Source organism: Saltatorellus ferox, assembly GCA_007751475.1.
In the GTDB taxonomy this organism is placed as follows: Bacteria; Planctomycetota; UBA1135; order UBA1135.
On sequence record CP036434.1, the window covers coordinates 3,682,989 to 3,695,812 of the forward strand.

At 68.5% G+C, this 12,824-nt stretch carries 9 protein-coding genes; 6 read left to right on the top strand and 3 right to left on the bottom strand.

All coding sequences use genetic code 11. The features are described from left to right. Positions 1-3: 3 nt before the first annotated feature. Both Poly30_RS13200 and Poly30_RS28445 read right to left on the bottom strand, forming a co-directional pair. A complete protein-coding gene (locus tag Poly30_RS13200) occupies positions 4-894 on the bottom strand; it encodes a rhomboid family intramembrane serine protease (RefSeq protein WP_419191336.1) in 891 nt (296 codons plus the stop codon). A gap of 68 nt (positions 895-962) precedes the next feature. Beyond that, on the bottom strand, positions 963-2,129 hold the full coding sequence (locus Poly30_RS28445) for a hypothetical protein (protein WP_419191337.1): 1,167 nt from the start codon (positions 2,127-2,129) through the stop codon (positions 963-965). A 48-nt stretch (positions 2,130-2,177) separates the two neighbouring features. Here Poly30_RS28445 and Poly30_RS13210 point away from each other — a divergent pair, with 48 nt between their 5' ends. The 6 genes from Poly30_RS13210 to Poly30_RS13235 all read left to right on the top strand — a co-directional run bounded on the left by Poly30_RS13210 (position 2,178) and on the right by Poly30_RS13235 (position 12,280). Next, entirely contained in the window at positions 2,178-4,502 is a 2,325-nt protein-coding gene (locus Poly30_RS13210; RefSeq protein WP_419191338.1) for a hypothetical protein, read from the top strand. A 168-nt stretch (positions 4,503-4,670) separates the two neighbouring features. Further along, positions 4,671-8,093 carry an amidohydrolase family protein gene (locus Poly30_RS13215; RefSeq protein WP_145198027.1) on the top strand — a complete coding sequence of 1,141 codons (3,423 nt, stop codon included), beginning with the start codon at positions 4,671-4,673 and terminating at the stop codon, positions 8,091-8,093. 2 nt (positions 8,094-8,095) lie between these two features. Beyond that, on the top strand, positions 8,096-9,430 hold the full coding sequence (locus Poly30_RS13220; protein WP_145198029.1) for an amidohydrolase family protein: 1,335 nt from the start codon (positions 8,096-8,098) through the stop codon (positions 9,428-9,430). A 50-nt stretch (positions 9,431-9,480) separates the two neighbouring features. Continuing rightward, complete coding sequence (locus Poly30_RS13225; protein WP_145198031.1) at positions 9,481-11,631, top strand: PQQ-dependent sugar dehydrogenase; 2,151 nt, start codon at positions 9,481-9,483, stop codon at positions 11,629-11,631. A 25-nt stretch (positions 11,632-11,656) separates the two neighbouring features. Then, the gene (locus tag Poly30_RS13230) at positions 11,657-11,938 is read left to right on the top strand and encodes a hypothetical protein (RefSeq protein ID WP_145198033.1); all 282 of its coding nucleotides are present in this window, start codon (positions 11,657-11,659) and stop codon (positions 11,936-11,938) included. A gap of 3 nt (positions 11,939-11,941) precedes the next feature. Beyond that, complete coding sequence (locus Poly30_RS13235; RefSeq protein WP_145198035.1) at positions 11,942-12,280, top strand: hypothetical protein; 339 nt, start codon at positions 11,942-11,944, stop codon at positions 12,278-12,280. Here the strand turns inward: Poly30_RS13235 and Poly30_RS13240 are convergent. Continuing rightward, positions 12,262-12,822: an ECF-type sigma factor gene (locus Poly30_RS13240; protein ID WP_145198037.1), complete on the bottom strand. Its 561-nt coding sequence runs from the start codon at positions 12,820-12,822 to the stop codon at positions 12,262-12,264. The genes Poly30_RS13235 and Poly30_RS13240 overlap by 19 nt on opposite strands. Between the last annotated feature and the right edge of the window lie 2 nt (positions 12,823-12,824).

Below are 12,824 nucleotides of genomic sequence, written 5' to 3' on the forward strand. Positions count from 1 at the left end.
CGGTCAGCGCTGGGCGTCTCGGCTGGCGTTTCCGCTGGCGTCGCGGCTGGCATCTCGGCCGGCGTCTCGCCGGGCGCGCTCGCTCAGCAGCCACTCGCGCAGCTCCACCGACTGGATGATCTGAGGCTCCATCTCGTAGGCCTCCAGCAACGCATCCGTGCTCTCCTGATCGCGTCCCATGTGGTAGAGCGCGAGCCCGTAGTTGTTGAGCGATCCCGCGCTGCGCCCTCCCATGGAGAACAGCTGCTCGTAGAGGTCGGCCGCGTCGAGGTAGCGGCCTTCCTCGAGGGCTGCGAGCGCACGGATCTGAAGGATCGCCGCAGGGGCCACCCTGGTCCCGTCTCCAAGACGGAAGAAGATCGCGGTACCGAGGCCCACCAGGAGCAGAGGAGCCAACCAGGCGCGACGCAGACCCAGAAGGAAACCCATGGCGGCCCCACCCGCGTGAGCGCCGTTGGCGATCCGCATCACTCCGGCCTCCGTCGCGATGATGCAGAGGAAGAACCAGCCGATGAGCAGGTTGAGGGTCGAGCGATCGATGACGCCCCTGAACTTCGGGTCGTGTCGGCCGCGTGCCCACGCGAACATCGCAAAGGCGTACACCACCCCGGAGAGTCCGATGGCGTTGTTGAGCATCAGGACCTCCGTTCCGCTCGCGGCGAGGGCCGAGACGATCGTCAGGCCCGCCGTCCACGCCGGGCCGATGCGAGACTCGATCGCCCGCCCCAGCTGCCAGATCCAGAAGACGTTGAACGCAAGGTGCAGGATCCCCCCATGGGGGAAGACGGTCGTGAGGTAGCGCCACGGCTCCGTCAGCGCGTCGAGCGGAGTGAGGATCAGGTGCTGAACGCTACGACCCGTCTCCTGGGCGATGAAGGTGGCGATGGATCCCACGCACAGGATCGTGGTGACGGGGCTGCGTTCCGCTTGCTCTAGGATTCCCACAGGAAGGTGACTCCGTGTCAGGCGTCGCGGGAGGAAGCGTCGGCGCGGGCCTCGCCGAACGCGAGATGCCGACGAATCACCGACGCAACGGCGAGGGCGAACACCAGGGAGAGAACGCCGATCGTCCAGTAGGGGATCGACCGGGGCTCGGGGTCAAGGACATCGGATCCGTCGGCCATCGCAGCGGTCTCGTCGGAGGGGGGAGCGCTCCCCTGGACGACCCGCAGCGTCGGCGGGGCAGCCATGGCCAGCGCGTACCCCGGCGGCTCCCCGGAAGGGTCGAAGTACGCGAGCGAAGCCGTTGGCAGCGCGTCGACGGACGGAGACCTCGCGAGGAGTGAGATCGTCACGACCTGCGCACCGTTGGAATCGTCGGCATCGACCGTTCGGCCCTGCTCCGTGAAGGCGTCGCTGCTCGCGAGCTTGATCGATCTCGGATCGACGTCATGGGCAGGAGATCGTCCGAGTGAGCGGACGGTGACCCGGAGGTCGACCGTCTCTCCGGCGCTGGCCGTGGGAGCCGGGGTGGTGGCCTTCAGCTCGAAGCGGCCGACGGCGCCCGCGAACTCGAAGGGTCGTCCTTCTTCGGGAAGCTCCAGGATCTGAAGCTCGGCGCTCGAACCGACGGCGTCTGCGGTTCTTCGATCCACGGGAACGCGGCCCTGTACGAAGTCCTCGCGGAACTCGGTCGCGACGGCGTAGTGGGCGGTCGGAGCCGGCAGCTCGATCACGCCCGACCGCGGAGCGCGGAACCAGTGGCGAATGGTGTAGGTGGCGAGCCTGCCCGAGGGCCCCTCGGTGAGCAGCGGCCCCTGCGCGTGATCGACCTCTCCGTCGACCACGACCGTGCGGCTCGCCGGGTCGGGCGCTCCCTCGAACTCCGGCACCGCCAAGAAACGCCCGGACGCGAGAGCGTCGAATCCGCCGACCTGAAGGGGGAGATCCAGGGGCTTCGGGTAGAGCTGGAGCAGGTTCCCGCTCTCCCAGGCCGCCGGGAGCGTGATCTCCAGGGTCACAGGGATGGCCTCACCCGCGTACGGCGCTCGCTCGGGGAGCCTCCAGTTCACCGCGACATCCGGGAACGACGAACCCGGTCCCGCCCACACGACGCTGACGAGGGCGCTGAGTAAGAACGATGAGAATGTGCTGAGCCGTGCCATGGAATGGGTGAGACCGTATCTCATGGGACAGCTAAGATCGCCTCCTAAGGCCCTGATCTCCATTACCCACGCATGCTGCTTTCCTTCGTCCCGGTCCTCATCGCTCCCTTCTTCCCTCAGTCGCCTCCGGCGGCGCCCGCGCAGGGTAGCCAGGCGCCCGCGCAGGGTAGCCAGGTCACGGGCGCGGATCCCCGCGCGGCCATGTGGCCCGCCCCGACCGCAGAGGACTGGGCCAAGCCCGTCCAGATCACCTTCCAGCGAACCTGGGAGGACGCGCGCGCCGTGTCCAAGGAGACCGGCAAGCCGATCCTCGTCTGCGTCAACATGGACGGCGAGATCGCGAGCGAGCACTACGCCGGGATCCGCTACCGCGACTCCGAGATGGCGAAGTTCCACGAGCCCTACGTGAACGTGATCGCCTCGGTCTACCGCCATAATCCGCGGGACTACGACGAGAACGGCGAGCGTGTCCTGTGCCCGCGTTTTGGCAGCGTGACCTGCGGTGAACACATCGCGATGGAGCCGATCGTCTACGGCATGTTCCTGGACCAGACCCGCGTCTCGCCGCGGCACATCGGCGTCGAGCTGGACGGCACGGAGATGTATGACGTTTTCTACGCACTGGACGTGAAGTCGGTGTTCGAGGCCCTCGACGAGGGGATCAAGAACCGGCCCGACACGCGGAACCCCGATGCTGGCCGCGATCGCTCCGAGGAGGAACTCGTGGCGAGCCGCGACGTACTCCATCGCCGGATCATCGAGGAGAAGTTCCGGGTGGCGAAGCGACAGGAGCGTCAGCGGCTCCTCGATCTTTCCGCGAAACTGGGCGCCGGCGCGCCGATCGAGCTCCTGCGCATGGCGCTCTTCGGCCTCGACGTCGAACTCGCGTCCCAGGCCCGTGCGATCCTCGCGGAGCAGCGCTCGGAGGCCGCCATCGATCTGATCGCCGAGGCCCTCGCGGTGCCGATGCCTCCGTCCGATCGTGAACTTCTGCTCGGAGCACTCGAGGCGATGGCGCCGACCTATGCGCGAGCCAAATCCCTGAGCGTGACGCTGCGCGGTCTGGAAGCAGGCCCGATGCAGGAGCAGGTCCAGAAGCTCGCGGAGAAGCTCGGCAAGACCTCGGCGAGCGAGGCGGTGGTGGAGCGCTATGAGCTTGAAGCGCGGCTCGATCGAGCGCTGGAGGTGGCGAGCGCGGGACGTCCGGGGGACGCCGGTGCGGCCGCCGCCCCGCCGACGCCCGCGGAACTCGCCGAGGCGGAGACCATCCGCGCGGAGTCGATGCTGGCCCTCGCGGTCGATCCCGAAGCCGCACCTGGGATGGCGGGGAGCGCCCGCGCTCGCCGCTTCACGGAGCTGCGCTTCCTGGAGGCCAAGGAGGCCGCCGAGGCAGCTGAAGCCGCGACAGGCGCCTCCTGGAGAACCCGCGCCGTCCTGGGCCTGGTTGCGTTCTACAGCGGCGAGACCGAGGCGTGGCAGGAGCCCATCCGCGCCGCCTACAGGTCCTTGAGCGACGACCCGGAAAGCGCTGCCTCCGAGTCCGCCACGGGCTGGCTCGGCATGGCCGTCCTGTCGCTGTTCACGGACGACGGCGTCGCGCAGATCCGAGAGGCCGCGCGCGCCGGCGGCGACTGGCCGGCGGATGCGATGGCCGAGGTGAACACGGCCTTCGACCTCCTGAGTCAGCACCCCCTCGGCACCGACGAGCACGCCACGAAGCACCACGACTTCCTGATCCGGATGGGGGCGCGCCGACGCGCTTTCGATGCACTGGAGCGCGGGCTGCGCCGATTCCCCGCCAGCTGGGGTTTGCACGGTCGGTTCCGCGAGCGACTGCTCTACACGCGCGGCGTGGATGGGCTCCTTGAGGTCTATGCCCAGCGGGCCGACGCCCCGGGAGCCACGGCCAGCGACGCCTGGTACGCGGGGTTCGCGGCGCTCGTCGGCGGCGAGTTCCGCAGGCGCCGTTCCCAGCCCGACGAGGCTCTCGCCGCCTACGGTGCGGCGCTCGCGCACTTCGAGGCTTCGGTGCTTCGCAGCGAATCGACGAAGGACAGCGCGGACCACTACGCGGCGATGGCGCTGGCGGGGATGGCTCGCGTACAGCTCGACCAGGGCCAGCCGAAGCTCGCGGCCGAGCTCCTGCTCGCCTCGTTCGAGCGCAAGCCTGCGGCGGCGAACGCGCTCGATGGCCTCAACGCTTCGGGCGTGACGACGGCGTCCCTGGTGCTGCCGAAGCTCCAGGAGAACGGCGACCAGGAGACGGTTGACCGTCTGCAAGCGGGCCTCGATCGACTGCGGGAAATCGATCCCATGCTGCTGGAGAAGCCGGACTTCGAGAAGGTCCCGGACACCCCTGCGGCGCAGAACCGCGACCGGCGCGGCAGGCAGCGCTGACGCCAAGCAGACGCAGGCGTCCGGTCATCGGGAACGCTTTACCTCAATGAGACAGCATTTGAGTGCAGTCTTCGTAAGAGGATGACGACGTGGGAAGTCCAGCGGCTTCGGGATGCGATCCTACGGCCGCAACGCTCTCCTCTTCACAGGACCCCACGTCGGTACTCCATGACCAGGTCTCTTTTCGTCCCCGCTGCGCTCTGCGTGGCCGCGCTCGGCGTCGCGTACGCCAGCGCCCCTTCGCCCGCTTCCCAGGATGCGCCTCTCCGTGGTCCCCGCAAGGTCGACCCGCGCTGGCACGCGCTGGTCGGCGGCACGGTGATCCCCGAGCCCGGCCGCGTGATCGAGAACGCCACCATCGTGATCCGCGACGGCGTCATCGAGTCCGTCGTGTCCGCGGGCGAGGCGCCCGAGGGTGCGCGCATCTGGGACTGCTCGGATCTCATCATCCACGCCGGGTTCATCGAGTCCTACGTGGGCGTCGAAGCGCCGAGGCCGGAGGCCACGGCCCAGGGCGGCTACTGGCAGACGGACCTCGTCGTGCCCCAGCGGTCCGCGCTGGACGGCGGGCGCCTCGACGGCAGCGCGGCCAAGGACCTGCGCTCGGTCGGCTTCACGGCGGCCGCTTTGGCTCCCGAGGGGGCGATCCTGGGCGGTACCGCGGCCGTGGTCGCCGTCGGCTCGGAGGAGTCGGACTTCGAGGCGGCCAGCAGCGAGGTTCTGGAGGGCAACGCCTACCAGTCGATCTCCTTCCGGACCGCTGGCTGGGGCAGCGACGGCGTGCTCAGCTACCCGACCTCCGAGATGGGGGCCATCGCGCTCCTGCGCCAGGCGTTCGCGGATGCGGACCGCTACCAGCAGAGCCTGGCGGTGGATGCGCTTCAGTCGAACGGCCACGAGCCGCCGCAGCCGAGCGGAGCGCTCCAGGCGATCGCCGAGGCAGGCTCCGACAGGGCGATGATGTTCGTCAGCCGAGGTGAGCTGCAGACGCTTCGCGCGGCGAAGCTCGCCAGCGAACTGGGCCGTTCGATGATCGTGAAGGGCACGGGCACGGAGTTCCGGCGCCTCGACGCCGTCGCGAGCCTCGGGCTCCCGATGGTCGTTCCGGTGGCGTTCCCGGAGGCGCCCGACGTCTCGACGCCCGAGAAGGCCGCGGCCCAGAGCCTGCGCGATCTCTGGGGCTGGGAAGAGGCTCCGAGCAACCTGGCGCGTCTCGCGAAGGCGGGCGTGACCGTGGCGCTCACGAGCGAGGGCCTGGAGAAGCGGAGTGAGTTCCCTGGCGCGGTGCGCAAGGCGATGGAGCGCGGCTTCACGGAGGAGGAAGCGCTCCGTGCCCTCACGATCACTCCCGCGAAGCTCCTGGGCGTCGACGACCGCCTCGGCCGCGTCGCCCCTGGGATGCTGGCGCATCTCGTCGTGCGCGAAGGGCAGCCCTTTGCGAAGGACGGCAAGATCCGCGACGTCTGGGTCGGCGGAAAGCGCTTCGCGGTGAACAAGGCCACGCCGCCGAGCCTGGACGGAACCTACGCCTTCGAGATCCCGAGCTTCGGTTCGCTCGATGGCGTCACGGGTGAGGTGATCGTTCGCGATCGCAAGACGCTGGAGTTCCGGGTCGGCGAGCGCATCATCGAGGCCAAGAAGGTGAACTTCGGTCCCTTCCACGTGCACTTTCACCTCGTGGGCAAGGACATCGAGGAGGGCCTGACGGGCATCTTCAGCGGCTCGGGTCTCTTCGAGGGCGAGAGCATCCACGGAACGCTGGCGAACCCGGACGGGACCTCGCAGTTCTGGACGGCGAAGCGCACTGGCGACGCGCCCGCGGTGGAGAAGAAGGGTGGAAAGGAAGGCCGCGGTGCGAAGGCCGCCGACGAGGCTGATTCATCCGAAGAAGTCGAGGGGGACGCCGAGGCGGCGAACCCGGAAGGCGGCGCTCCAGAGGTGGACGCCGAGGAAGCTGACGAGGAAACTGCCGGGGAAGGCGACGAAGAGAACGAAGCCGACGAGGAAGCCGACGCGAACTCCGACGGGGAAGGTGAAAAGTCCTCCGCCGCCGCGACGACCACCGAGGCACTTCGCAAGCTGCCGGTGCCCTTCGGTGCCTATGGTCGCCACGGAATGCCGGAAGCACGCACCGTGATCTTCAAGGGCGCCACGGTCTGGACCTCCGCCGACGCGGGCATCGTCGAGGGCGCGGTCGTCGTCATCGAGGACGGCAAGATCCGCTACGTCGGCCCCGCCGAGTTCGCGCCGAAGATCGAGGGCGCCGAGGAGTTCGACGCCACGGGCCTTCACATCACCCCGGGCCTGATCGACTGCCACAGCCACACCGGCATCAGCGGGGGCGTCAACGAGGTCGGCCGCAGGGTCACCTCCGAGGTGCGCGTGGCCGACGTCATCGACCCGGATGACATGAACTTCTACCGTCAGCTCGCGGGCGGCCTCACGGCGGCCAACCAGCTGCACGGATCGGCCAACGCCATCGGTGGACAGAACTCGGTCGTCAAGCTCCGCTGGGGCGTCGACTACCCGGATCAGATGATCGCCGAGGGCGCGATGCCCGGCATCAAGTTCGCGCTGGGTGAGAACCCGAAGCGCGTGGCCGCTGGCACCGACCAGCCCGACGAGTACCCGACGACCCGGATGGGCGTCGAGGCGCTGATCCGCGACCGCCTCGTGGCGGGCAAGGAGTACCGCGAGGAGTGGGAGCGCTACGAGAGGCTCTCGGGCTACGAGCGCCGCAGCACGATGCCGCCGCAGGTGAACCTGGAGCTCCAGGCTCTCGGGGAGATCGTGGCCGGTGAGCGCTGGATCCACAGCCACAGCTACCGCCAGGACGAGATCCTGATGCTCGGTCGACTGGCCCAGGAGTTCGGCTTCAAGATCGGAACCTTCCAGCACGTGCTCGAGGGTTACAAGGTCGCCGACGCCATCGCGGAGTCCGCGGTGGGGGCGTCGACCTTCTCCGACTGGTGGGCCTACAAGTTCGAGGTGATCGACGCGATCCCGCACAACGCGGCCATCATGGCCTCGGTGGGCGTCAACGTCTCGATCAACTCGGACAGCGATGAGCACGCGCGCCGCCTCAACACCGAGGCCGCGAAGGCGATGAAGTACGGCGGCATGTCGCGCGCGGAGGCGCTCAAGCTCGTGACGCTGAACCCCGCGATCCAGCTGGGTCTCGGGGACCTCACCGGCTCGCTCGAGGCGGGCAAGGACGCGGACCTCGCGATCTGGTCCGGGGATCCCCTGAGCTACGCGTCGCGCTGCGTTTCCACGTGGGTCGACGGCGCGGAGCTCTTCAGCGCCGAGGAGGACCGGATGCTCCGCAAGGACGCCGAGGCCGAGCGCCAGCGGATCATCCAGAAGATCCTCGAAGAGGGCCTCGGGTCCGGTGCGAAAGGCGGTGGTCGCGGCCGGGGCAAGGGCCCGGTCGCTCTGGATGCGTCCAGCATGGAGCTGGACGAGCTTCGCGATCAGATGGAAGCGCTCTGGCGCTCCGGTGTGGATCCGTCCCTGGCGCGGCCCGGCGTATGCGGCTGCTTCGATGTCCTGTTTGAAGAAGCCGCTGCCCGCGCAGCGAGGAACCGCTGATCATGAAGACACTCCTCAAGAATGGAACCGCAGCACTGACTGCATCGCTGGCCGCAGCGCTCGCGTTCGGGACGGCTTCGGCGGCCGTCGCCCAGGACCTCGTGCCCAAGGGCGCTCCCCAGACGGCTCCGATCCTCATCCGTGGCGCGACGCTGCACACGGTGAGCGGCGACGTGATCGAGAAGGGTGACTTGCTCCTCGAAGGCGGCAAGATCAGCGCGATCGGCGCGTCTTTGAGTGCCGACGGTGCCGAGGTGATCGACGGCAAGGGCAAGCACGTGTTCCCCGGCTTTGTCGCGGCGACGAGCACGATCGGTTTGACCGAGATCGGGGCCGTGGACATGACGATCGATACGTCGGAAGCGGGGTCCCTGAACCCCGAGGTCTACGCCGCCGTGGCGGTGAACCCGGACTCCTGGCACATCCCGGTGGCGCGCCGCAACGGCGTGCTCGTCGCGGGCGTCTTTCCCCAGGGCGGACGCGTCCCGGGGCGGGTGTCGGCGATGATGATGGACGGGTGGACCTGGGAGGAGATGGCGATCGACCGCCACGCCGGCCTCGCGGTGTCGTGGCCGTTCATCGGCGAAGCGCCGAGGCGCTTCCGGCGCTTCGGCGGCGGAGGCGGCAACGCGGACGAGGAGATCGAGAAGATCGAAGGTCTCTTCGCGGCGGCCGAGGCCTACCTGGCCGCGAAGGCAGCGGACTCGACCATCAAGACCGATCTGCGCTACGAGGCGATGGCCCCGATTCTGAAGGGTGACAAGCCCGTCTACCTCTCGCTGTCGACGCGCGCGCAGGCGGAGTCCGCTCTGACGTGGGCCAAGGGCCGCGGCGTTCGGCCCGTGATCGTGGCCGGCGGCGATGCCCTGACGTACGTGGATCTGCTCAAGCGCGACGACGTGATGGTGGCCGTGACCGGCACCTTCAAGATGCCGCAGCGCCGGGACCTCTCCTACGCCAGTACGTTCGAGCTTCCGGGGCAGCTGGAGGAGGCGGGCGTTCGCTGGTGCATGACCAGCTCCGACCGCGATAGCTCCAACCTGCGGAACCTGCCCTACGAGGCGGCGGCCGCCGTGCCCTACGGCCTTGCGCCCGAGGCGGCCCTGCGCTCGATCACGCTCTCTGCCGCCGAGTTCCTCGGCATCGCAGACCGCGTGGGTTCGCTGGACGTCGGGAAGGACGCGACGCTCTTCGTCGCAGACGGTGATCCGATGGAACTGACGACGAAGATCGAGCGGGCCTTCATCCAGGGTCGGGACTCCGTGCTGAGCGACAAGCAGACCGCGCTGGCCGAGAAGTACCGGACGAAGTACCGCCAGAAGGGCCTCATCAAGTAGCGGCTGCACACACAGCCATCCGGGCGGCGGCGCGCGTAGAATGCGAGGTCATGCGTCATCTCAGCTTCTACCACGCCGCCGCCCTCGTTCTTTGCTCGGGCGTGGCTGCCGGGTCCTGCTCGGGCTTTCCGGGTTCCGGATTTCCGGCTTCGGGCCCTGAACTCGATTCAGGCGTCGACCTCCGCCGCTTCCAGCCCTCGCTCCGCTTCGAACGTCCGGTCTTCCTGACCGGCGCTGGGGACCGCAGCGGGCGGCTCTTCGTGGTCGAGCAATCCGGAGTGATCCGCGTCTTCGACGGGCGAGACGAGGCGCGCGAGGCCGAGGTCTTCCTCGACATCTCCGAGCACGTCAGCCGCGCGGGAAACGAGGAGGGGCTGCTGGGGCTCGCCTTCCATCCGGACTACGCGACCAACGGCGAGTTCTTCGTGCACTTCTCGTCGACGCGTGACGCGGACGACAAGGGCGTGGCCCGGAACGTGATCTCCCGCTTCCGGGTGGATCCCGAGAATCCGCGCCGGGCCGACGAGAGTTCGGAAGAGACGCTGCTGATGCAGCGTCAGCCCTACCGCAACCACAACGGCGGCGACATCGCCTTTGGTCCCGACGGCATGCTCTATGCTTCGTTCGGGGACGGCGGCGCTGCCAACGATCCCGAGGGGAACGGGCAGAAGCTCACCTCGATCCTCGGGTCGATCATCCGTATCGACGTCGACAGCCAGAGCGACGGACTCGCCTACGGCATCCCTGCGGACAACCCGTTCGTCGAGGTGGAGGGCGCGCGCCCGGAAATCTGGGCGATCGGCCTGCGCAACGTCTGGCGCTTCTCCTTCGACCTCGCCACGGGCGAACTCTTCGCCGGCGACGTCGGGCAGAACAAGATCGAAGAGGTCGACATCATCGTGCGCGGCGGCAACTACGGCTGGAACCGGTACGAGGCGAACGATGACTTCGCCAAGGAGACCAAGCTCGTCGCGGGCGAGCACATCGCGCCGATCGCCAGCTACCCGCATTCCGAGGGGCTCTCGATCACGGGCGGCTACGTCTATCGCGGGACGAAGTTTCCGGAGCTTCGCGGCGCGTACTTCTTCGCGGACTACGTCTCGGGGAACCTCTGGGCGACGACCCGGACCGAAGACGGCGGGTTCGAGACGGCTCTGGTTCGTCGCACGGGCCGCAGCATCTCCTCGTTCGGTGAGGACGACGCGGGCGAGCTTTACGTCACGAGCTTCGACGGCGGTCTCTATCAGGTTGTGGGCAGCGACGAGGCCGAAAAGTCCCTGGAGGACTGGCCAGCGCTGCTGTCCGAGGCGGGGCTGTACTCGTCGATGCAGCCCCGGGTTCTGTCGAGCCATCTGATCCCGTACGAGGTGAACGCCCCGTTCTGGTCGGACGGAGCGGAGAAGGCGCGGTTTATCGAGCTGCCCGAAGGGGCTCAGCTCGGCTACCGCGAGGACGGCAGCTGGGACGTCCCGGTGGGCGCTCGAATCGTGAAGACGTTCGATGACCCGCCAGCGGGGCGCCGCAAGTCGGCGCGGCCGCTGGAGACCCGCGTGATCAAGCGGACGGAGAGCGGCTGGGAGGCCGCGACCTACGTCTGGAACGGGAGGGGCACGGAGGCGGAGCTGCGGCCCGCCGGCCGGCAGTTCGAGCGGTACACGAGCGCGGGCGTCACGTCCTGGCATGCGCCCTCCTCGTCGGAGTGCGCGAGCTGCCACGTGGCCGAAGCCGGCTACGTGCTCGGGCTCGCCACCGCCCAGCTCAACCGCGGCGAGGCCGAGGACAACCAGATCGCCCGCTGGATCGCGGCGGGTCACGTCGCTGGAGCGGAGTCGTTCGATGCGGCGGGTGCGACGCGCTACTGCGCTCCCTACGGTGACGAGGGCTCGCTCGAAGAGCGCGCTCGCGTGTACCTGGACGTCAACTGCGCCATGTGCCACCGTCCCAATGGCCCCGGCAACGCCAACATCGACTTGCGCTTCGGGACCGAGCTGGCGAACACCGGGATGATCGGCGCCGCGCCCACCCAGGGAAGCCTCGGCGTGAAAGACGCGAAGGTCGTGGCACCTGGTTCTCCCGCCTCCTCGCTGCTTCTGCACCGGGTCGAAACCCTGGGCGCGGGCCGGATGCCGACGATCGGCAGCAACGTGGTGGACCGGCAGGCCGTGAATCTCCTGACGTGCTGGATCGCCTCGATGCAGTAGGACCCCTGGAACGATGGTCCGCCCGATGAAGTACCCCGATCGACCGGTCCTGTCGTCCACTCTCTCTCCGGCAGTCCGCGTCGTCGCGCTGGCGGCCCTCGTCGTCGCAGTCGCGGGTTGCGGTGGCCCTTCGGATACCGATCCCGCGACGCGGCTGGGGTCGGTTCCAGGTCGTTCGATGGGGCCTGGTGAGTGTGTCTTCTACGACATCGGCGTGGTTCATCGGAAGGTCACGACGTCGTCGCCGGAAGCGGAGCTCTGGTTCGACCGTCGGCTGGCGCTTTCGTTCGGGTTCAACCACGAGTAAGCGGTGGCCTGCTTTGATCGCGCGGCCACGGCCGACCCCGGCTGTGCGATGGCGTACCGGGGTAAGGCCTATGCGCTCGGGCCGAACTACAATAGCCCTGCGCCCGAGGCGGCGGCGTGCGAGGTCGCTTTTCAGGCGCTCCTCGAGGCACGCGCGGCCCTCGACGACGAAACCCCGGCCAAGCGCCGTCTCGTCGAGGCGCTCGAAGCGTGCTTTGCGTTGCCGACTCCGGAGGAGCGCGGCGCGCTCGACCTCGCGTATGCGTTGGAAGGGTACGGCGATCTCTTCGAGGTGTTTCACGCGACTCCCTACGAGGCCGGAGCTCAGGCGCCCTGCTCGTGAATGAGGGAGGTCAGGCGTGCGCGTGCGAAGCTCCATTCCCGGGCCACGTTTCTCTCACTCATGCCCATCGTCCTTGCGGTCTCCTCGACCGTGAGCCCCACCAGGAATCGGAGTCGTGCCACTTCGGCCGCACGATCGTCCTCCCTGGCCAGAGTCGCGAGTGCGTCACCGAGCGCGACGATCCGGTCCGAGTCCATCGGCACGGGCGCCTCGGGTACGCCGAGCGTCACCTGGAGATGACGGCCGCCGCGCTTCTCGCTCTGATGCTTGCGGGCGTGATCGATGAGCACCCGCTGCATGGCACGGGCCGCAGCCGCGTAGAACTCTCGGCGATCCTCCCAGGAGGGAAGATCGTCGTTGAGGAGCTTGCCGTACGCCTCGTGCACCAGCGCGGTCGCCTGGAGCGTGTGATTCGCTCGCTCGAGCCGCATTCGCCGCCGCGCGATGGCACGGAGTTCCTCGTAGACGAGCGGGAGGACATCACGCCTTCCGTCAGGGCCCGCTTTGAGGATGCGGGTGATGTCATCGCTGGAGCCAGGCATCA